Annotated in this window: 16 protein-coding genes and 1 pseudogene; 13 read left to right on the forward strand and 4 right to left on the reverse strand. The window is 42.7% G+C overall.

All coding sequences use genetic code 11. The features are described from left to right. Positions 1 to 5 precede the first annotated feature (5 nt). Together G630_RS0110095 and G630_RS21420 are read left to right on the forward strand one after the other, a co-directional pair. Complete coding sequence (locus G630_RS0110095; RefSeq protein WP_022760522.1) at positions 6 to 1199, forward strand: Cna B-type domain-containing protein; 1194 nt, start codon at positions 6 to 8, stop codon at positions 1197 to 1199. Positions 1200 to 1306: 107 nt separating this feature from the next. Next, positions 1307 to 1957, forward strand: coding sequence for a sortase (locus G630_RS21420; RefSeq protein WP_022760523.1), 651 nt, complete (start codon positions 1307 to 1309; stop codon positions 1955 to 1957). Positions 1958 to 2043: 86 nt separating this feature from the next. Here the strand turns inward: G630_RS21420 and G630_RS23545 are convergent, their stop codons facing one another. Next, entirely contained in the window at positions 2044 to 3510 is a 1467-nt protein-coding gene (locus G630_RS23545) for a methyl-accepting chemotaxis protein (RefSeq protein ID WP_049946165.1), read from the reverse strand. Between the two features lie 239 nt (positions 3511 to 3749). Here G630_RS23545 and G630_RS0110110 point away from each other — a divergent pair, with 239 nt between their 5' ends. The 4 genes from G630_RS0110110 (at position 3750) to G630_RS0110125 (ending at position 11051) form a co-directional block, all read left to right on the forward strand. Then, complete coding sequence (locus G630_RS0110110; RefSeq protein WP_026498497.1) at positions 3750 to 5402, forward strand: aminoacyl-histidine dipeptidase; 1653 nt, start codon at positions 3750 to 3752, stop codon at positions 5400 to 5402. A gap of 230 nt (positions 5403 to 5632) precedes the next feature. Next, positions 5633 to 8794: a hypothetical protein gene (locus G630_RS23550; protein ID WP_026498498.1), complete on the forward strand. Its 3162-nt coding sequence runs from the start codon at positions 5633 to 5635 to the stop codon at positions 8792 to 8794. Between the two features lie 103 nt (positions 8795 to 8897). After that, complete coding sequence (malQ, locus tag G630_RS21435) at positions 8898 to 10427, forward strand: 4-alpha-glucanotransferase (RefSeq protein WP_044959085.1); 1530 nt, start codon at positions 8898 to 8900, stop codon at positions 10425 to 10427. A 159-nt stretch (positions 10428 to 10586) separates the two neighbouring features. Continuing rightward, positions 10587 to 11051: a hypothetical protein gene (locus G630_RS0110125; protein WP_026498499.1), complete on the forward strand. Its 465-nt coding sequence runs from the start codon at positions 10587 to 10589 to the stop codon at positions 11049 to 11051. A 56-nt stretch (positions 11052 to 11107) separates the two neighbouring features. Here G630_RS0110125 and amrA read toward each other — a convergent pair whose 3' ends face one another. Beyond that, entirely contained in the window at positions 11108 to 12571 is a 1464-nt protein-coding gene (amrA, locus tag G630_RS0110130; protein ID WP_026498500.1) for an AmmeMemoRadiSam system protein A, read from the reverse strand. Between the two features lie 89 nt (positions 12572 to 12660). Between amrA and G630_RS24190 the strand changes: the two genes are divergently transcribed. From G630_RS24190 to G630_RS0110165, 7 genes and pseudogenes are all read left to right on the forward strand, one after another. After that, entirely contained in the window at positions 12661 to 13260 is a 600-nt protein-coding gene (locus tag G630_RS24190; protein WP_026498501.1) for a DUF4234 domain-containing protein, read from the forward strand. A 39-nt stretch (positions 13261 to 13299) separates the two neighbouring features. Next, a pseudogene (locus tag G630_RS25815) lies at positions 13300 to 13785 on the forward strand (macro domain-containing protein); the annotation flags it as partial. Then, complete coding sequence (locus tag G630_RS25820) at positions 13768 to 14622, forward strand: NADAR family protein (RefSeq protein ID WP_442855945.1); 855 nt, start codon at positions 13768 to 13770, stop codon at positions 14620 to 14622. The pseudogene G630_RS25815 and the gene G630_RS25820, both read left to right, overlap by 18 nt. A gap of 134 nt (positions 14623 to 14756) precedes the next feature. Further along, entirely contained in the window at positions 14757 to 15122 is a 366-nt protein-coding gene (locus tag G630_RS0110150; RefSeq protein WP_022760532.1) for a GntR family transcriptional regulator, read from the forward strand. Between the two features lie 70 nt (positions 15123 to 15192). Further along, positions 15193 to 16095 (forward strand): ABC transporter ATP-binding protein, encoded by a 903-nt coding sequence (locus tag G630_RS0110155; RefSeq protein ID WP_026498503.1) that lies wholly within the window; start codon positions 15193 to 15195, stop codon positions 16093 to 16095. After that, a complete protein-coding gene (locus G630_RS0110160) occupies positions 16070 to 18349 on the forward strand; it encodes a DUF6449 domain-containing protein (protein WP_026498504.1) in 2280 nt (759 codons plus the stop codon). Before G630_RS0110155 ends, G630_RS0110160 begins: the two co-directional genes overlap by 26 nt. 288 nt (positions 18350 to 18637) lie before the next feature. Beyond that, a complete protein-coding gene (locus G630_RS0110165; RefSeq protein ID WP_026498505.1) occupies positions 18638 to 19303 on the forward strand; it encodes a flagellin in 666 nt (221 codons plus the stop codon). Here G630_RS0110165 and G630_RS0110170 read toward each other — a convergent pair. Both G630_RS0110170 and G630_RS0110175 read right to left on the reverse strand, forming a co-directional pair. Beyond that, positions 19300 to 20385: an FAD:protein FMN transferase gene (locus G630_RS0110170; RefSeq protein WP_081667862.1), complete on the reverse strand. Its 1086-nt coding sequence runs from the start codon at positions 20383 to 20385 to the stop codon at positions 19300 to 19302. The genes G630_RS0110165 and G630_RS0110170 overlap by 4 nt on opposite strands. A gap of 59 nt (positions 20386 to 20444) precedes the next feature. After that, on the reverse strand, positions 20445 to 21275 hold the full coding sequence (locus G630_RS0110175; RefSeq protein WP_026498507.1) for an AP2 domain-containing protein: 831 nt from the start codon (positions 21273 to 21275) through the stop codon (positions 20445 to 20447). Positions 21276 to 21421: the final 146 nt, after the last annotated feature.

Below are 21421 nucleotides of genomic sequence, written 5' to 3' on the forward strand. Positions count from 1 at the left end.
TTTTTATGAAGATTTTTGAGAAGGTGAAAAAACTGATAGTAGGAGCTGCGGCGCTTAGCATGTCAGCGATGTTCCTGCTTCCGGGAGTGGTAGCGAGTGCAAGTTCGAATAATAACAACGGACTTGGTACCATTGACATGAATAAGGACGCTACATTGTCGGTTTACTACTACTTTAATTCCTACGGAGATATTCCTGAGTATGGAAAGATGGCAGGAGTTAACGTTAAAGCCTACAAGATTGCATCCATATCTGAGACAGGTCAGTTTACTGTTGTATCACCCTTTGACAGTCTTGGGCTTGATATTAAAGATATGTATTCAATAGCAGACCAGGATAAGTGGAATAACATCATTACAGAGGCGAGCAAATGTATCGCGGCAAATGGTGTTCAGCCCAGTTATACAGCTACTTCCGATGCAGAAGGTTATGCAAAATTCGGAAAAGTTGATAAGGGTCTTTATCTTGGAATAAGTGATCCGCTTGTAATTGATCAGATTCAGTATAAATACTGGGATTTCCTTTCAGTAGTTCCGGGGCCTAACAACCTCGAAGAGAATCAGGGTAACGGATGGGACGGAACATGGTCAAATGCATCCTATGATGTAATTGCTATTCCCAAAAGAGAGGCTGTTCACCTTGAAGATGATCCGGAACCTTTCAGTGTGTATAAGCAGTGGATTGATAACGGCGGAGAGGACAGACCAAAGTCAATTACAGTTAAGATTTACTGTGATGGAAACCTTCTCGAGACTGTAGATCTTTCAAATGAAAATAACTGGCAGTACAGTTGGCAATATGAAAAGGGGCATAATTTTACGGTAGAAGAAGTAATGAATACCGATGATTATACTTCAAATGTTTCAAGAAATGAGAATTCATTCATTGTTGTAAATACTAAGAATCCTGAAACTCCTGAAACACCGGATAAGCCGAACAAGCCAAGTAAACCTACAAAACCTGATAATCCGGAATCACCTAAGACACCGGAAAACCCGGATACACCGAATAATCCGACACCGGATGATACGCCTGATGTACTTGGAGCTATCAGAGACTTTATCGGAGAGCTTCCCGAGGTTTTAGGTGCAAGAAGACTTCCTCAGACAGGACAGCTTTGGTGGCCGATTCCTGTACTTGCTATTCTGGGTATACTTCTTATAGTCTTTGGATTTAGAAGTGAGAAGCACAGAAAATAAATCTGACAGCTGGAGATAAGGTAGAAAAAAGTGTTTATAGTCCTAAGATGATTTGGACATGACACAAATAATGGGGGCTTGCTTTAAGAATAAAAGGTGGGCTTAACATGAAAATAATTACAAAAGGTAGAATAATGATCCTTATGGGATTCCTGTGTTTTGGAATTGCCGCTAATATCATAGTGCATAACCAGAACGAGGATCTTGAGGCCGGAGTAAGTGCAGCGGGGCTCCTTGAAGGGGTTGAGGCACAGGTAACAAATGCTCCTATTGATATGAATCCTACGGGACCGATGAAATCAGTTGATGTAAATGGACAGTCCTTTATAGGAATAATTGATATCCCGACTATTGACATAAGACTTCCGATACAGACAGAGTGGTCTTCCGTGAATGCCAAGACTTCACCCTGCAGATATAAGGGTTCTGTATATGAGAACGACCTGATTGTTGCGGGACATAACTATCAGAGGCATTTTGGTAATCTGAAAAACCTGGTTGCAGGAGATACAATCATTGTGACCGATGTAGATGGAAGAAAGTACTACTACGAGGTTACCTATATTGAGGACATAGGAACCTATGAAGTCGACAAGATGGATGAAGGAACCTGGGATTTCACAGTATTTACCTGTACCATCGGAGGCGCAAGCCGTGTGACTGTAAGATGCGATTTTGTTAAGGTTGAAGCACCGGGCTCCGGAGACGAGATAACCAAGGAAATAGAAGACGCTATTTCAGCAGATGAAAATCAATAAAGAAGATATAAATATTAAAATCCGGTTCGAGTTTTTTTCTCGAACCGGATTTTTTATACACCTTGCAGTGATTATTATCTGATGTATCAATCCTTATCTGTCTGCATATCCTGCAGTTTATTTGCCTGCTGGAATATCTCGAGAAGTATTCCCTTGAAGTCATCAAACTGACTTACAGCTGTATCGGCAGCCCGGGCACCGTCATTGGATAGAGCGGCAACCTCCTGGCTTGTTGCGGACAAATTACTGATTCCATCATTTATTTCAGTGGTAGAAGATGCAATAGTCTGCATGCCTCGCTCGATATCACTGAATCTGTTAAGCATATCCGTTACATTTGCGTTAATACTGTCAAAATTGTTTCCTACGGTTTCAATCATTTCATTCTGCTCTGTTACGGATGAAATGCTGTCATCGATACTTGCCATAGCTTTCTGAACATCTTCGGTAAGCTCGTTTATGATTCTTGTAATCTCGGTTGAAGCGTTGTTGGTTTCGCCTGCAAGGTCGCGGACATCATTAGCAACAACCGCAAATCCTTTTCCGGCCTCACCTGCTCTGGCAGCCTCAATGCTGGCATTTAGTGCCAGGAGGTTAGTCTGTTTGGAAATTGACATGATAGCGCCAACAATTTTCTGGACTTCTTCAACCTTATTGATAACGGCTTGAGTTGCTTCTACTGTAACCTGGCTGGTAGCAGCTACATTCTGTGATTTTTCCTTGAGTTCTTCGATAACCCTCACACCTTCCTGAACCGTATCCTGGGTCTGTTTTGATACACGGGACATCTCCTGTGTGTGTTCTTCTGTGGTCTGTGTCTCGGACTGAATCTGCTGAACCTTGTCGGCCTGATGGCTTATGGCCTGTGAGGTGCTTTCCATGCTGGTAGCTATATCATTCATTCCGGACTGCTGAGACTCGATGATCTCCTGAAGGCTGGATAAGTTGCTCTGAGAGTTGTTGAAAAGATCTGTAATTGTATTAGCAATGTCAGCCATCTGATTACCGGTTTTCAACGACTTTTCAGCATGACGATTGATTTTATCATTATTTTCATTGTTGAAGTTGGTAAGAAGACCTACAACACTTAAGCTTGTGATGAATGCAAGAGCAAGAGTAATAAGCGGAGGTACATATTCAAGAGAAAGCTTGCCTGAGGCAAGAGCCTTGATGCAGGTAATTGCAAAGGAAAGGGTTATTGCAGCAATACCAATTCGGGAAAGTCTGATATTTAAATAGATCATACTGCTGATCAGAATTGGGAGTCCGAATGCGAAGTAAATCAGATCATCGGACGCGATAAGCAAAACGAAGTAGAAGATTGTAGCACCGCCCATGATAAGTACTGATCCCTTTTTTACTTCGGGATATTTATAATTGCCTGCAACCACCATAAGTATGCCGAATATGGCGCTGATAATTATAGCTATAACACCAAGCGTTTGTCCTTTACCAAGCAGATTATTCAATGCAAGAACTGTGCCGCTGGCAATAATGATAATACAAACAATAAAACTGACTTTATTGGCGCGCCTGTACTGTTGTGCATTCATAGGCCATCCTTTCTGCTACGCTTAATTCGTGCATGTTAAATGTTCACTATATATCATTTTGATTTTAACATGCACCCAGTGCAAATTTACTGAAAAGGGATTAAAAAAATAATAAAAAAACGATAAAACCATCGTCCGCGAAGGCAGAAAATAAAAAGTGTGTTATTATGGTAGATGATATATTTAGATGTTAGCGTTTGCTCAACAAATATTGATTATAGAGATGAGAGGTATGGACAATGGCATTTGAAAAATTACAGCCTACAGAGGTATTTAAATGGTTTGAGGAGATATGTAATATTCCGCACGGATCGGGAAATCTGAAGAAGATCAGCAGTTTTCTTGTAAAGTTTGCAAAGGACAGAGATTTGTACGTTCGTCAGGACAGCGATCTTAATGTAATAATAAAAAAACCGGGAACCAAGGGCTATGAGAAGCATGCTCCGGTTATCCTTCAGGGACATATGGATATGGTTGCGGTTAAGGAAAAAGACGCAAAGATCAATATGGAGAAGGACGGACTTGATGTAAAAACCGACGGAGAGTTTGTATGGGCTGATAAGACCAGTCTTGGCGGAGATGATGGTATAGCTGTGGCTTACTGTCTGGCGCTTCTTGACAGCAAAAAGATTCCGCATCCGCCCCTTGAAGTCATCATTACTACTAATGAAGAAGTTGGAATGGATGGAGCAATGGCTCTTAAATGCGATGACATCGAAGGCAAGAGGATGATAAACATCGACAACGAGGAAGAAGGCGTGATGATCGTAAGCTGTGCAGGTGGCGCAAGATTTCATGGATATCTTCCTTTGACAAGAGAGAATAAGAGCGGAATAAAGGTTAAGATACGTGTTAAGGGGCTTCAGGGTGGACATTCCGGTGAAATGATAGGAAAAGGCCGCGGCAATGCCAATGTGATCATGGGCAGACTTCTTCTCGAGATAACCGATGCTCTCGAGGTTGGTATTATAAGTCTTAACGGCGGTGTTGCCGACAACGCGATTGCTACAGACTGTGAGGCTGAGCTTTTGCTTATGGGACTGGCCTCTCAGATGCACGGTAATATTGTAGGACCCGATGTATCTTTCTTCTCACTTTTCGGAAAACTGTCTTCAATTGCTTATAGAGTGGAATCTGATTTCAAGGCAGAACTTGGAAGCAGAGATCCGGGACTTTCAATTGTGGTAGAAGAAGTACACGAAAAGACTCTCGAGCCCGAAAAGACCGATATTTCAAATATGGCGTCCGTAAATCTTGATTCAAGTGTTGATACCTTTACGGAGACTCATGAGAAGAGAGAAGTGGTTTCAGGAGTTATTCCGTGCGCAGAGGTTATAGAACTCGCAAGATGCATATGTGCTATGCCTTACGGTGTTCAGTCAATGAGTTCATCCATTGAAGGTCTGGTTGAGACTTCACTGAATCTGGGCATACTGAAGATAGTAAGCAGTCAGACCGGAGCGGTTGAAGGAAAAGGCGCTGCGAGCCAGAGCGCCGGAACTATGGATGAGGCCTTCCTTCTTGACTATTCTGTCAGAAGTTCGGTTGCTCCCGCAAAGGAAGCTCTTATCCGTAAGATGGAGATAATAATCGAGGGCTTTAACGGAATATTTGAAGTCACCGGAGAATATCCCGGATGGGCATATGCTGAGAAGTCTGAGCTTAGAGATACAATGGCCAAGGTCTATAAGGAACTCTATAAAAAGGATATCAGAATTGAAGCTATTCATGCAGGACTTGAGTGCGGTCTGTTTTCCGAAAAAATCGATGGCCTTGATTGTGTCTCAATAGGTCCTGATATGCAGGATATTCATTCTACAGGTGAGAAACTCAGCGTTGCTTCTACAAAGAGAACCTGGGAGTACCTGTGTGAGGTACTTAAAGCACTGTAATTTCATACCAATTTGATATTAATATTAAGAAACTAAAGCGCAGGAATAATAAAGGCCTGCGCTTTTTTCTATGCACTAGGAAACTGATAATAAAAAATCGGATAATCACAAAAAAATGTTCTTGTCAAGTACGAATTATGAACAGAATTATTCATATTTCGTAACCAAAAGTGAAAAAATAATTCATATAATTATATAGTCGAATGAAAATTTTAATCTTAGGAGGGATTATGAAGAAGAGCATAGTGAGAAAACTTGCTTTTACACTTGTACTTGTGCTGATGCTTCGGACCTTCGTGTCTGACTATAACAGCATTGGTGTAAGAGCGGACGAGGGGACAAATGAAGAAGTAACCTCAGTTGAAGAAACAGTTCGCTTAAGCGAAGTGTTTGAAAACACAGAACCTTCAACTGAAGAAACTGAGATAGCTGAAGTTCCCGCTGCACCTGCAGAGGAACCTGAAGCACCTGCAGAGGAACCGGAACAGCCGGCAGAGGAACCGGTAGTTACAGAAGAACCTCAGACAGTAGAAGAGCCGGCTACCGCACCTAGTGCTGAAGAAGGAAATGTCGAAGAGGCTCCCGCACCTGCAGAGGGTGAAAACGTAGCTCCCGAAGCAGCTCCTGATGAGACACCTGCAAATGGTGAAAACGGAGAAACTCCTGCAGAGCCTGAAGCACCCGCTGCAGCTGAAGAAGCAGCTCCTGCTGCAGAAGAACCTGCTGTAACTCCCGCTGAAGGCGGAGAGACCGTAGAAGAAGCTCCTGCTGTAGAGAAGGGCATGCTGGTTGTTTCTGTTATTAAGGATAGCGAGACAATATATTTCGATACCTTTAATCAGGACACAGGCGCAGAAGTTACTTTGACTGACTATTTTACTTCTATAGATCCTACCGATGAGGCAGGTAATGTAGATATTACTGAGAAAGATGCTGTTGCTGCAAGACTTACAGAAGGCTTCTACAATTGGGCAGCTGCCAATGTTATTCCTGGCGAGAATAAGATAGTTGAGTGGAATAAGATTTCTCATGTAACAGGAGAAAAATGGTTTATCGAAGGCGCAATCATTGATGATCCCGATGCTCCTGTAGAAGAGACCTATACTCCTGCAAATACTGTTTATACTCAGAGTCCGTCAGATGGAAATGCTGAAGGCACAAAGACAGAAAAAAATGAAACATCCGGTGGAAATGGTAGTGGCAATACAACTGGTGAGGGTGAAACATCAGGTGGAAATACTGAAGTGCCTGTAATAACAACTTATAATGTAAAAATATTTATAAGCGATAATGATGGCAAATATACAGATGATCCTTCATTTGTGTTCAACTCAACTGATGAGGTAAATCCTTTTGGTAACCTGGAAGCTGTAGTTGATAAGTCATTAACTCTCACTCCGGAGAATAATGTATCTCTTGGAAACACTATATATAGATTCGATAAGGAAAATAAAAACAATGTTACTACTATCGACAAAGTAGTAGATAATCCGAATAATGATCCTGATACGAATGTTTTTGTAATATATTACAAGGTGGATCCTAAATCATTAGGAAAAACAAAGGTAGCATATTATGTGCTTCTTCCTAATCAGCCAATACCGGCTAATTCAACTCAGCAGGATGATAAGAATTATTATCCCGAGATGAACAAAGGTTATAGCTATGAGAAGTGGCTTGGAACCGCACAGAGAGATCTCTACGCAATACCCGATAGTGAAAGAGACGGGAACGGAAACGTTTGGGATCCTACAGGAGCCAGGATTAATGCTGAAATTGATACTGTGCCGACAGATCTGATAGATGCGGATTTTGTGAACGATGACGTATTGAAGAAGTATAAAGTTCTTGATGAAACAACTAATGAATTAAGAAGTCCTAAGGCAAGTGATATCACATGGTATGTGTACAAAAATGTTGGAGATAAAGCTAAAGGTGAAAAGGCATATCATATTGATGGATACATCAACCGCGCTTATGTAACAGTTAGATATCATGCAAATTATCCTAAAGATGTAAAGGGTGAGCCGGATGTTGTTCCGTTTGAGAAACAGCTGACAGGATCATCACATGTACTTAAAGAATATTCCAAAACAGATGCAAGTGATGATAAAGGAGTATTTACAAAGGCACCTGAAGGATATTCATTCCTTTGCTGGATGGATAAAGACGGAAAATACTATGATCCCGGCGACAGCAAAATTCTTATGAGTGATACAGACTTCTATGCAGTCTGGTTGCCCGATTCGATTATAACAATTATTATTAAGATCAAGGCTGCATCAGATCAGGACGGTCGCGATACATATATTAAGTATGATGGATCAAACCACCGCGGAAACATGGATGTCGACGTAGTTGTTGATACAGAAACTATTAAGAATGCTCTTGCCGGTTTGGATCTTAACAGTAGTGATGTGACACCTGAGACCAAAGCTACTTCGCTTTCGGAAGCGTTGCAGATAAAAGCACTTTCTTCAGGTAAACCTGTAGCACTCAATGATGGTGCTGCTGAGGAAGATAAGGTCTTTGCTGTTGATGATAAGAGAGTCGAGGTTAATCTTGACAATGGTATCAAGTTTAACGTTGTTGTAAGCGGACTTACAGTATCAGGTGGATATGGTAAGCACGTTCTTCCTGATGGAGCAGGATATCCGATAACTGTTGAGACCAAGAATAAGAAGATTACTGTTGAAGGACTTAAGAAAGACATATCCGATAAGTTCAAGATAGTTTTTGATTCCGGAATTTCAGTAAATGCAGAAGAGAAGCAGCCTACAAGTGCCGTAATCGGACATCTGTATATCCTTCCCAGAGAGGTTGAGCTTGTTTCTCCTTCAGCAGAGAAGCTTTATGACGGAACACCTCTTACAGCTACTGATATCACAGTAGGTGCAGACGGATTTGCAACAGGCGACAGCGCAGAGTATACTGACTTCGCTTCACAGACTGAGGTTGGAAGCACACCTAATACATTCAACTATAAGCTTGTGAATGTAGTTCAGCCTCTTGATTACAGTATTAAGCAGGTTACCGGAACACTTACCGTTAAGGAGAATCCGCAGAGTGATCCGCCGAAGGATCCTGAGACTCCTGAAAAGCCTGATAAGCCGAAGAAGCACAATAAGAATGAAAAGCCTGATAAGCCGAAGAAAACTAACCACTATGATCCTACACCGAATAACGATAATCCTCCCACAGAGGAAAAGAAGGTTCTTGGTGCTATCAGACCTATGAACGGTTCTGAGGAGAAGGGTGAAGTACTTGGCTCAAGAAGAGGAGCAACAGAAGATTCCACAAATACAGCAAGACTCTTTGTTCTTATAGGAGCAGCTGCAGCATTGGCAATTCTTCTCTTCGTAGGAAAAAAGAAAAAACGAGAAGTGCAGTAAGAGCTTTTCATAAAATCTGACAACGCAGAGCGTCACGAAGTGTGGCGCTCTGCATTTTTTATGCTACAATAGCTGTATAAGTTTTGAGAGGGGAGTGAGAATTATGAGCAGAGAAAGCGGAATTCTGATGCCGGTTTTTTCACTGGCGTCTAAGTTTGGTATCGGTTGTTTTTCAAGAGAAGCCTATGATTTTGTGGACTTTCTTGAAAAGTCTTATCAGGGCTTCTGGCAGATTCTTCCTATTGGACCGACAGGTTTTGGAAATTCTCCGTATCAGCCCATTTCAGCTTTTGCGGGCAATCCTTATTTTATTTCACCGGAGAAGCTTATAGAGGAAGGCCTTTTGACCTGGGACGATATTAACGGTATCGATTTTGGAAGTGATCAGGAAAAAGTCGATTACGGAAAGCTTTATGAAAACAGACCATTAATTCTCAAAAAAGCCTATGAGAATTTCCTCAAAAAAGGTGATATGAAGGCCTTTAAGGAATATAGGAAAACGCATGAATACTGGCTTGAGGATTATGCGCTTTATGTTTCGATAAAGGCTGCTCAGGATGGAAAATCATGGCTTGACTGGCCTGAGAATATAAGAAAACGAGACCCCAAGGCTCTTGATAAGGCAAGAGGCGAATTTAAGGACGAGATAGAATTTATCTGCTTTGAGCAGTTTAAATTTGATGAACAGTGGAAAAAGCTTCATAAATATGCCCTTGAACACAAGGTTAAGATTATCGGTGACCTTCCGTTCTATGTGGCTATGGACAGTGCTGATAGCTGGTCGCACCCCGAGGTTTTCCAAATGGATAAGGATCTTGTTCCTAAGGCGGTTGCCGGATGTCCTCCGGATGCTTTTTCAAAGGATGGTCAGCTCTGGGGTAATCCTGTTTACGACTGGGACTATCTTAAAAAGAACGACTATTCCTGGTGGGTAAAGAGAATAAAGCGCAATTACGAATGGTTTGATGTCATCAGGATCGATCATTTTCATGGCTTTGCTGAGTACTATGAGGTCCCTTACGGCGATAAGGATGCAAGGGGCGGAAAGCAGATGAAGGGTCCCGGAATGGATCTGTTTAAGGCGCTGGAGAAACAGCTCGGTAAGCTTAATATGATTGCTGAGGATCTCGGTACCACTACAGAGGAGAATATTAAACTCCTTGAGGATTCGGGATTCCCCGGGATGAAGGTTCTGCAATACGGCTTTACAAGCTGGGACAGCATCTATGTAAATCATAGGCACACGAGAAACAGTGTAGTATATACCGGAACTCACGATAATACTCCGACCTTTGCATGGGTTCAGGAGATATCGGACGGAGAGCGCGATTTTACCAGAAGATATATCAATTCGCTGCATACGAACTACGGTGCTCTTGTCTGGGATATTATAAGAGAAGCATACAGATCGGTGGCGGATCTGTGTATAGTTCCTCTTGTGGATTATCTTTGTAAAGGAAAAGAAGCAAGAATCAACACGCCCGGAACAGCTGACGGCAACTGGATGTGGAGACTTTTGCCAAACTATCTGTCGGAGGATCTTGCCAGAAGCATAAGACTGATGGCAGAGACCTACAGCAGAATACCGGCAGCACCGCCTAAGAACGAATCAGAGGAAGAATCAGAAGAATAAAGATGATATATAAACCCATATCTGCCGGCTTATGCCTGGTGATGTGGGTTTATTTTTGGCAAAAATATGCCGATATATATAGCGAAAGTATACATGAGAGTTAGATGTATGAGTGATAATGGCTAGTAGTTTATGGAAACTTTGGACTGAGGGCATATTATGAGTTACGATTTATCCTCTTCTATGGGAAGACTGACAGATTTATATCTTGATAAGACAGGACTTTCGGGCAGTGGATCACTGCTTTCTTCCGATGGCATTTACAGACTTGGAAAAGGCAACAAAAAGAGCGCTGTAGATGCTATTTCCAGTTCTTTTTCAAAAGCTGACGAAGCTAAAGAGAAGGTGGGAAAAGAGTTTTCCGATGTCTATGATTCACTCCAGGCTATGCGTACTCTGAATAATACAATGAGGCAGAGCTATGATATGAATCACAAAGAGGACAGAAAAAAGCAGTCCATGGATCGCCACTCGGCCATGAATTTCTCCAAGGGCAGTAGCAGGATCATGGACATGCTAAGTACACAGATAAACTCTGAGATGGACAACAAGGTATCCAAAGCCATGAAAAACGGGATAGATAGCATTACAGATAATAAATCTGAAAAAGATAAAAATATTTAAGCTTATCCATCAGAAAAACAGGCCTGATGGATAAGCTTTTTTGATATTATTGCTTTTTATTCATGCCTTACAACTTCGAATCTCTCAAGACTAATTTCTTCCCCTTTGGGGATCCCCGCCTTCTGGCAGGCAATATTTATCTGCTGTATTACACTGTCAACTCCATCGAGATTAGGAAGGAGAAGACCGCGCTTATATCCGCTTCGAACTATTACTCCGTAGCGCTTAACATCAAGCTCGTCCGGTGATGATATGGGCTCCGGCTCATCAAGAACATCCACGCTTATCTCAAGCCAGGGGAGTTCATCCGGCGTTATCATCGGGAATCTCGGATCGTTAGTCCCAGCACTTATAGCATTTTGCAGGATTTCCTCTGCTATGCAGCCGCAGGTCGGTGCTATGGTTCCGATGCAGCCTCGAAGGGCACCGTTTTTATGTATCGAGACGAAAGTGCCCGCCTGGTTTTTATACATTTCCCTGGGCAGATCCATATCCATAACGTCCTTTACATGCAAGGTTTTACCTGCGTTGACGTAGTTCTCAAGTGAAAATCTGGCAAGCTTTACATAAGGATCTTCATCCTTTTGCCTCTCTCTTAGTTCATCTAACTTTTCATCTCTCCATATATCAAGAAAATGCCTGCTCTCATCAGGGCCGCCTACCTCAAAACGGCAGATTCCGTAGCCTACTCCAAAGGTTGCAGCGTGGACAAGAGCCTCGGCATTTACGGAGAGACCGTCAAGCGCACCCGCCATCATTACAAAGGATTTGTGTCCGCATTCAGCAGCTTTTTCACAAAAACTGTCTTCAAATTCAAACAGACGCTTGAAGTCGCCGCTGCCACAGACGTCCATTATACGCTCGTCGTACTGTGGACCTTCAGGAGCAAAGCCGTAGGGACCTTCTTCTTTCATCTTATGAGAGAGATCACCGCTTGCAACATAGACTATACGTCTTCCGGTTTCGTTCACAGCCTTCTGAATAATCTGCCCCATCTGGTAATGGAGTGCCAGAGGAAGGCCGGAGAGTCCGATTCGAACCAGTTTAAAATCAGTATATTTTTTGCAAATGAAATAAAGCGGAATGATTGTTCCGTGATCCAGGGAAGGGTCGCGCTCGCCCATAGAGCCTGCGGGGAATTCATGCAGAGCCAGACCGCCCTGACCTTCGCTATCTGAATCGTTCGTCTTGTCAGATGTGTCTATGCCGCCCTTTTCAGCAATCCGGCAGATGGTGCTTACCAATTCTTCATCATATTCGGCGTCAAAGCTTACCTGCTCAGCATTAAAACGAGCCATATCCCCATAAGCAGTTTTCCCGGGAGAAATATGAAAATAATCCGCATACATGATGCTGTGAGGACTGGAGATAACGATAGTATCAGGTTTGAGGCTTGCAATTTCGTCAGCTACCTTCTCATAAGCTGCTGTTACTTCGGAAATCTTTTTCTCCTCGCCATCACCTACTTCGGGTAGGATAATAGGCGGATGAGGTACCATGAAAGCTCCTAAAATCGGCATATTTTTTTCCCCCTTTTAGCATAATTATACACTATATTGTGATATAATAAGCAGGTAATTCAAACAACTATATTTAGGAGGAGTCAGAAATGTTTTGTACTAATTGTGGAGCAGAAAATCCCGATAGCTCCAAATTCTGTACCAATTGCGGTGCGCCTCTCGGAGTTCCGAATCCGGGTCAGGGTGCAGGTCCCGAGGTTAATCAGAATGCGGGCATGGGTTCAATGAATGATCAGAATAGCGGTTTTATACCTCAGAATGATCAGCCTGTTGGCTTTGATCCCCAGAATTCAGGCGGTTACAACAGCTTTCAGCCTAATCAGCCAGCTCCCTATTACGGCGGCGGAATAAGCGGCAGAAGCATTGCTCTTGCAATCGTTCTTTCAATTGTTACCTGTGGTATTTACAGTATTTACTGGTTTATTGTTCTTACAGATGAGTCCAATCAGCTCAGCGGACGCAGCCATGAGACATCAGGTGTAATTGCATTCCTGCTTACTTTTATTACCTGTGGTATTTACGGATGGTACTGGGCTTACAAGATGGGTGAGAAGACTGATCAGATCAAGAATACTCCGAACGGAAGCTCTGCTGTTCTGTTTATCATTCTTCAGATTGTTGGTCTCGGTATCGTAAACTATGCACTTGCACAGGATGCAATCAACAAAGCAGTTGGATTCCAGGGTTAATCCCTAATTCTATACATACAAGACCTAAAGGGGGACATCATGATTCACGTTTTGCAAGGTGATATCACAAAAGTTACAGGTTTTGGAGCAATCGTTAATCCGGCTAATAACTCTCTTCTGGGTGGAGGCGGTCTCGACGGAATTATTCACAGAGCCGCCGGCCCTCAGCTGAAAACGGAATGCCGCAGGTTAAACGGCTGTGAGACCGGTGATTCCAAACTTACGCTTGGCTATAACCTTCCATGTGATTTCATAATTCACTCCGTGGGTCCTGTATGGATGGGCGGTACGGCAGGCGAGGAGGAGCTTCTTTCCTCCTGCTATGTCAGCGCTTTGAAAATCGCCCTCGAAAATGGCATTCGCAAAATCGCATTTCCTTCCATCTCTACAGGTGAATATGGCTATCCCGTTGATAAGGCTGCAAAGCTTGCTATAGCTACAGTCTCTGATTTTGTTGCCGAAAATCCGGACGCCTTTGATGATATCAGCTTTGTTGTTCCGGATGATCTGAGCTTTAATACATATTCTGAGGCTGCAAAGGAAGCTGCACCGAAGAAAACAGAGCCTAAGAAAAAGGCGGAGCCAAAGAAAAAGAGCGCAAAAAAGGCTAAAGAAAAAGTCGCAGACATCGAGCCCGGGAGTGAAGATGGCGCTAATGAAACGGGGAATACAGATGAAGCTGCAGAAAATGAAGCTGTAGAAACTACTTCGATGAGCGAAGTGCCGGATATAGAATTGCCCGTCCCAACGGTTTCTCCTTCTTTGCCCGGTGCTCCTTACAATAAATATCATATCGACTGGCTGATTGACGAGGTTGCAAACGGCAATGAACATACTTATGTATGCTTCTTTCTTGCTGAAAAAACCAGTGAATACTGCCAGCTTTCTCAGTGGTACAAGGGAAAACCGATTTTCATAAACGGAAGAAAATATAGCACTGCGGAGCAGTATATGATGTCTGAAAAGGCCCTGCTTTTTAATGATTTCGATACCTACAGTAAGATTATGAATGAAGAGGATCCTGCCATCTGCAAAAAGCTTGGCAGAGAAATCTCAAATTTTGATGAGGCTGTATGGAGAAGCTGCAACCGCGAAATTATCTTTAACGGTAATATCGGGAAGTTCCTTTCCGATAAAGACTTTGCTGATGCACTGCTGGCTACAGGTGATGCTGTGCTGATAGAAGCAAGCCCCACGGATGATATCTACGGAGCAGGTTTATCGAAAGAAGAACTGCTGTCCGAGAGCGGGGAACTTCTTATTCCACCGCAGAACTGGCATAAAGAAGAATCCGATTTTCAGGCCAAGAATGAATTGGGCTTCGTCCTCATGGCAGTGAGAGATTGGTTTAAGGACAGGTAGCCCCTCATCCGGCGCTGCGCACCACCTTCCCCCAAAGGGGGAAGGCTTTTTTATTGCGCTTGACAAACTCTACTAAATAAACTATTATCCTAAGTGTACTAGTTACAATAGTACACACCAAACAGGAGGATGACATGCTGATAGAGATTGATTACAGAGACAAAAGACCTCTGTACGAGCAGATTTCAGGGAAAATTGAAGAGCTGATCCTTTGCGGCGTGATAAGTGCTGATGAAGCGCTTCCGTCTGTTCGGTCGCTTGCCATGGATCTTTCCATCAATCCCAACACGATTCAGAAGGCATACGATGCTCTTGAGCAGAGAGGGCTATGCTACTCTGTCACGGGAAGGGGGAGATTCGCAGCATCGGCAGACGAAGTACTTCCTGCGAAGAAGCGGGAGATACTGGATGAGCTTGACGCAGTTGTTGATAAGGCCGCAAAGATCGGTATGACTTCTGCAGAACTAATCGACAGAGTCAGTAAGAAAATGACCACTTAGCACCACTTTTTTCGGAGGGGAACCTCACAGGAATGTGAGGACAAAGAAATGAAAAAACAGGAGGAAGTGTATGATTCAGGTAAGTAATTTATCCAAAAGCTTTGATGATATACAGGCGATTGCCGGTATTGATCTTACCATAGACGACGGGCAGGTCTTCGGACTTGTGGGGACAAACGGCGCAGGTAAGAGTACATTTTTAAGATTGGCGGCAGGAATTCTTAAGCCGGATACAGGTTCTATAATAATTGACGGAAGACCTGTTTATGAGAATCCGGAGGTGAAAAAGGATCTTTTCTATATTTCGGATGACACCGCTTTCTTTCCCAATACAACACCGAAGGAGATGGCCTTTTTCTACGGCTGCATCTATCCCGAATATGATATGAAGAGATTTGATACTCTCATGGGAAACTTTGGACTTGATAAAAACAGAAAAATAAAGACTTTTTCAAAGGGAATGAAAAAGCAGCTTTCAATTATACTTGGTATCGCAGCAAATACCAGATATTTGTACTGCGATGAGACCTTCGATGGTCTTGACCCTGTGATGAGACAGGCGGTTAAGAGTCTTTTCATGGGAGACATGGCTTCGAGAAAATTCACACCTATTATCGCATCCCACAACCTCAGAGAATTGGAGGATATCTGCGATACAGTAGGACTTCTTCACAAGGGAGGAATACTTTTATCCAAAAACCTTGATGATGCTAAGGCGGATGTACATAAGCTGCAGTGCGTATTCAGGGATGACGTCAGCAGAAAGAGGATAGAAGAGAGGTTGTGTATTCTCACTACGGAGGAACGGGGAAAACTCGTTACAATGACTATCAGAGGTCAGGAGGATGAAATAAACGACGCTTTAAGAGCGGAGAGTCCTGTTTTTATGGAAATTCTTCCGCTGTCTCTTGAGGAGATATTTATAAGCGAAACGGGGGTAGAGGGATATGACATCAAAAAGATTATTTGCTGATCTGCTTAAGGAAAATTCCAAAAGGAGGCTCTGGCCCATCGCACTTTCAATTTCGGCAAACTTTTTTGCACAGATAGTTCTGGCGGTTCTGATGATAGGACGCTACAAAGAAAGAATTATCGATGGGCGAACAACAATTTATGATGTGAGAGGAGCATTCTATTACGAAGTCGGTGGAATGCAGAATGTTGCGATTTTCTTAATTCTTCTTGGGCTTTCTCTGCTAATTGCGCTCCAGGGCTACAGTTACCTCTTTGACTCCAGGCAGACGGATCTTTATTATTCGCTTCCGGTCAAAAGGACTAAGCTCTTTGATGTTGCCAATCTCATGGGAATTATAGTGTTTGCGGTGCCTTATATTATCTGCCACATAATAACAGTATTTATGGGGCTTTCAAGAGGCTATGTTGAGGCAAAAACGCTTCCCCTTTATGCAGCATCTGCTCTGATAGTAATACTTGTTTATATTATGTTTTACGAGGTTTGCGTGCTCGCCGCAGTTCTTACAGGACATGTTGTGATTGCGGCTCTTGGCTGCGGAGTATTCTTCTTCCTTGGTCCTGTTGTGGCCACTTTGAAAGAAGTACTGATGGGAACATTTTTCGGAAGTTATGCATCTGACGTACCCAGATCAGGTTTATTTAAGGGCTCACCCATAACACTGTCGACTGATCTTGTGAATGCACTTCGCGGGGACGGACAGTATGAGATAGCATTCCGCTTTGGCCGTGCAATAGTACCATTTATATTAACAATTCTTATTGCAGTGGCAGGGTATGGCCTTTCAAGGTTTCTGATCACAAAGAGACATGCTGAGGCTGCAGGAAAAGCGATGGCCTTTGATATTACGAAGCCTGTTATTAAGGTTGTTATGCTTGTGGTAGCTTCTCTTGGTGGTGGAATAACAATGTTTTACATCGGTGATACCAGAAGTCTCGGAAGCTTTATCTTCGGAATGGTATGCGGCCTTATTGTGGTACACTTTGTAATTGAGACAATATATGAATTTGATTTTAAGGCAAGCTTTAAGCACTTTGGTTCATTTTTTGTTGGCACGGGAATTGCTGCGGTTTTACTGCTTGCGCTTATGTTTGATATCTTTGGCTATGAGAGCTGGCAGCCTATGCCTGACAAAGTTGAGAGTGTTGCAATCGATGATTACCTGGTATTTGCAAATCTTCACTGTCCTCTGTACAGAACAATGGATAATCCCGAGGATAATTTATATTACGATTGGGGGACAAGTAATTCCGAGTTCATTTTCCGAAACATGAAGCTTAAGGACATGGAAAATGTTGAAAAGCTGACAAAACAGGGAGCCATAAATGCCAAGAATAACCACAGAGTAGCTTATCGTGGTGACCGGTATGGCCAGAGTGAACTTGCTGTGATTCGAGAGGACGGGAAAATAGCCTATAACACAATAATAAATGTTCAGTGGAACATGAAAAACGGTAAAAAGATCAGAAGAACATACTATGTTGATCTTGATACCGATGAACTGGTGAATGCTTACAAAGCTATCTACAATAGTGATGAGTATAAATACGGGAAATTCCCTGCTTTGACTATGGAGCCAAACGAGATCGATAAGATTGGCTATGAAACACTTTCAGGTTATTTTGAAGAGAATATAGGCTCTGCAAAAATGAAAGAATTCCTTGAGGCTTACAGAGAAGATGTGATGAATCAGACCTTTGACGATTTGACAAAGGAGCTTGCAAGCATAGAAATTTCAGGTTTAAAGAATACCGATAATCCGTATGACAGTAATTATTTATATAATTTCTTCATATTCCCGTCCTTTACAAAGACAGGAGAGTTCCTCAAAAAGAACGGAATTCCCACCGATTGGAAGGATGGACAGGATAAGATTGTTAAGGCCACAGTGGGTGTGACAACTTATACAGAAGACGGTGAATACGGTCATGATGAGTATTGGACCAGTGAGAATACAAATGAGATAAATGATGTTCTCAAATACACCGTACCGGAATCACTTTATGGAGCTACAAGCGATGTAAATGAAAAGTGGAGAGGCTTCACCTATGACCGTGAGAAGTTTGCGAATATCAGCTTCAGCACAGATATTGAGGGCAGCAATGAAACAAGGTCATTATCTACACTCCTCTTCAATGAAAAGGGACTTCCCCAGGCTGTTGTAGATCTCTGCTTCCCGGATGCGGCTGAGGATGAAGTAGGACAGGCTGATAACGGAAACGTGGGCTGGACAGACTGCGTATCATTAAGGTAAATGTATTGCTTCGCAGACGGATGAGGGGAATATCACCTAAAATGGCTATATATTTTTATAGATAATCACATAATAAATACTATTTACAAAATCACAGCAAAATGTTATTCTATTATATAACTATAGGTTACTCTACCCTGAGTGGCGGAGTATTGGGAAGGATCCTAATCACATTATCACTCTGCAGATGGTGTGACGAGCAGTCAGTTAATGGTGGGGACCGGAGATGAGGCTGCGGCGCAAAAATGGATTTATCCTTTTTCACGGAGGAAAGAAAGGAGCGCACATATGATAGGAGGCATAAGTAATAATAGCTATTCCAACTACTCGCAATACGGCAAGATAGCTAGCGGTAAGAAGTTACAGAGTGCTGCTGACGATGCTGCCGGACTCGCTATCAATGAGAAGATGGAAAAAGAGCAGAGAACCATGAAGGTTCAGGCCAGGAACGGATTGGAGAACATTGGCCAGCTGAACATTAAGGACGGCGTACTGGATGGTGTTACCGATTATCTTCAGAGCATTCGTGAGAACGCAGTATATGCTCAGAATGGAACACTTTCAACAAGCGACAGGAGCGATATTGCAAATGCAAATTCACAGCTGATGCAGGGAATCGGCCAGCAGCTTGACTCATCCCAGATGAAATCACTGGGACTTGATAAGCTTGATGTTAACGATCTCGATTCCATTGATGCAGCAATTGCGAATGTAAGCAATGCAAGAGGCGAGGTTGGTGCAGTAACAAACGGATTTGAGCACAATGTAAGCTACAGCAACATTGCAAGAGAGAATCTCTTAAGTGCTCAGAGCTCAATAGCTGATACCGACATTGCCCAGGAGGTTACAGAGCTTAAGAAGAACCAGACACTGGATGCATATCGTCTGCAGATGCAGAAGAAGCAGCAGGATGATGAGCAGCAAAAGAGCAACATGATGAATCTTATGCTTTAATCAGTGGGAAAACCTTCTGAGGTTACAACTTCATAATTATCCGTAATGAACATTACGTAGGTATCGGGGATGGACTCAATGAGCTTCATCCCCTTTTCTATGCCGTAAATATAGCAAATAGTTGAGAGAGCATCACCGTCAGCTGAAGAGTCAGATATTATAGTAACACTGTACAGATTATTTTTTATCGGAAAACCGGTTTTGGAATCCAGAATATGATGATAGAGTTCGCCGTCTTTTTCAAAATAGCGGTCGTAAATTCCGGAGGTTACAACGGATTTGTCTGAAAGAGAAAGAGTTGTTATGGGATCATTTTCATCGCCAAAGGGCCTCTGAACACCTGTGGTAAAGTCTGTAAAACCACCTGATTTATTCGGCTTTTGGCCAATCAAAAGCACATTTCCGCCAAGATTTATGATCCCGCTGTTTATGCCTCTTTCCAAATAAAACTGCTTTAATTTATCAGCGATATAGCCCTTGGCTATTCCGCCAAGATCAAGCTCGGCTCCTTTATCAAGGAGGCGGACAGTATACTCCCCATCGTCTTCATTTAATTCGACATTTTTATAATCTACATGTAAAAGAGCATCAGACATGATAGAAGATTCCGGAATTGCCTTGTCGGAATCTGCATGAAAATTCCAAAGATCGGTAACGGTTCCGATCGTAGGATCAAAAGCGCCCTCGGAGAGCTCGGCATATTCAAGCGCTTTTTCTATGAGCTCATAGGTGTCTTTGCCAACCACTACGGCGCTGCCGCCGGCATGATTGATGTTCCAGACATCGCTTCCTTCCTTTTTGTTCGAAAACAGATTCTCATATCTGGAGCACTCGGTAAGACATTCAGATAGAAATTCGTCGCAGCTTTTTTCGGCATCAGAGTTTCTTGTGAAAAACGAGGAATCCTCTGATACAAAGTCCTTGTTGTAGGCGGTAAGAGTTATCACGGTATCAAAGAAGAAACCGACTTTCTGACTTGCCTCATCATTCGGGACCTTGTTGCAGCCTGAGAGCATAGAGCCGGTAAAAAAGCATATGAACATAAACAATACCCGCAGGTAATTGCGGGTATTTACTGACATTTTGTTTTGTATTTTTAATGTATGTGATTGCATAAAATATATGATCCTTCGAAGATTATTTATGCATCCATGGCCATGCGCTCTGATTTACCGGAAGGAGAGGAGAGCTTCATGATCTTGGGTGAAATGCGGATGCTGGTATAGAGGGTTGCATATTCCGAAGCGGACAGATCCTCTATATAATTAAGCATATAATTTTTATCGTAACCGTTTTTCTTCAAAATATCGGCTGCCTTATTATAGGCGATGGCAGCTTCATTTTCAGTATTGTATTTTCCTACCACAAAATTTCCGTTTACATGAATCACAACCTTATACTTCAGAAATCCGCGCTCAGCGTACTGTCTTACGCCGTGGTAGCGATTAAGGATCTCGATATTTTCATATCGAAGGTCATTGGAGTTACCGTTGGCAAAGCGGTAGTCACGCCCTTCAACCGCATAACTTCGGATTCCGTAGCGGCTTAGGATGCTGATCTGGGAGCCATAGTCAGCCACGAAAAGATGTGAACCTCTCTTCATTATCTTATGTGATGAATAATAGAAGAGATCGTCAATATCAAAAATAAGTGTGTGGCTCGGTGAGAGATAGTAGAAAAAGTACTTTTTTTCAAGATAGATGGGCGTAGGAATATAAAGCCCTTTGTCTCTGAAGTTGATAAGAACCACAAACTTTTCAAAGGGCAGAGGCTGCCCCTTTTTATAGGAGTCAATTGTGCAGCTGCTGTCAGAAAGTACGGCTGCAGCCTGATCGTAGACCTTCCCCGCGGTCTTCTTATCGGCAAAGGACCCCAATGCTATGTGCTTCCCCCTGAAGGTGATGGACGCTCTGTAGGATTTCGTCCCGTCCTTCAAACTTGTTTCATACACCCCCGTAACCTTACCAGTCATTTAAGTTTACCCCCATAAGCTTAAATTCAGTTGTGTATTTATATGCAGTTTTGTGGTATACTTTGTACTCAAAGTAATGTCATAAGAAAATCGTTCAAACACTCATCAGTGTAGAGTCGTCTTTTCATTATTCTATCATATTAGAC

The sequence above is a fragment of the Butyrivibrio sp. WCD2001 genome (assembly GCF_000424485.1).
GTDB lineage: Bacteria > Bacillota > Clostridia > Lachnospirales > Lachnospiraceae > Butyrivibrio.

What these genes read in the sequence shown, in the direction of transcription:
- G630_RS0110155 (WP_026498503.1), top strand. Translation starts at nt 15,193, where the DNA reads ATGATTCAGGTAAGTAATTTATCCAAAAGCTTTGATGATATACAGGCG.
- G630_RS0110110 (WP_026498497.1), top strand. Translation starts at nt 3,750, where the DNA reads ATGGCATTTGAAAAATTACAGCCTACAGAGGTATTTAAATGGTTTGAG.
- G630_RS0110175 (WP_026498507.1), bottom strand. Translation starts at nt 21,275, where the DNA reads ATGACTGGTAAGGTTACGGGGGTGTATGAAACAAGTTTGAAGGACGGG.
- G630_RS0110125 (WP_026498499.1), top strand. Translation starts at nt 10,587, where the DNA reads ATGAGTTACGATTTATCCTCTTCTATGGGAAGACTGACAGATTTATAT.
- G630_RS23545 (WP_049946165.1), bottom strand. Translation starts at nt 3,510, where the DNA reads ATGAATGCACAACAGTACAGGCGCGCCAATAAAGTCAGTTTTATTGTT.
- malQ (WP_044959085.1), top strand. Translation starts at nt 8,898, where the DNA reads ATGAGCAGAGAAAGCGGAATTCTGATGCCGGTTTTTTCACTGGCGTCT.
- G630_RS0110160 (WP_026498504.1), top strand. Translation starts at nt 16,070, where the DNA reads ATGACATCAAAAAGATTATTTGCTGATCTGCTTAAGGAAAATTCCAAA.
- amrA (WP_026498500.1), bottom strand. Translation starts at nt 12,571, where the DNA reads ATGCCGATTTTAGGAGCTTTCATGGTACCTCATCCGCCTATTATCCTA.
- G630_RS0110150 (WP_022760532.1), top strand. Translation starts at nt 14,757, where the DNA reads ATGCTGATAGAGATTGATTACAGAGACAAAAGACCTCTGTACGAGCAG.
- G630_RS23550 (WP_026498498.1), top strand. Translation starts at nt 5,633, where the DNA reads ATGAAGAAGAGCATAGTGAGAAAACTTGCTTTTACACTTGTACTTGTG.
- G630_RS0110165 (WP_026498505.1), top strand. Translation starts at nt 18,638, where the DNA reads ATGATAGGAGGCATAAGTAATAATAGCTATTCCAACTACTCGCAATAC.
- G630_RS21420 (WP_022760523.1), top strand. Translation starts at nt 1,307, where the DNA reads ATGAAAATAATTACAAAAGGTAGAATAATGATCCTTATGGGATTCCTG.
- G630_RS24190 (WP_026498501.1), top strand. Translation starts at nt 12,661, where the DNA reads ATGTTTTGTACTAATTGTGGAGCAGAAAATCCCGATAGCTCCAAATTC.
- G630_RS0110170 (WP_081667862.1), bottom strand. Translation starts at nt 20,385, where the DNA reads ATGTCAGTAAATACCCGCAATTACCTGCGGGTATTGTTTATGTTCATA.
- G630_RS0110095 (WP_022760522.1), top strand. Translation starts at nt 6, where the DNA reads ATGAAGATTTTTGAGAAGGTGAAAAAACTGATAGTAGGAGCTGCGGCG.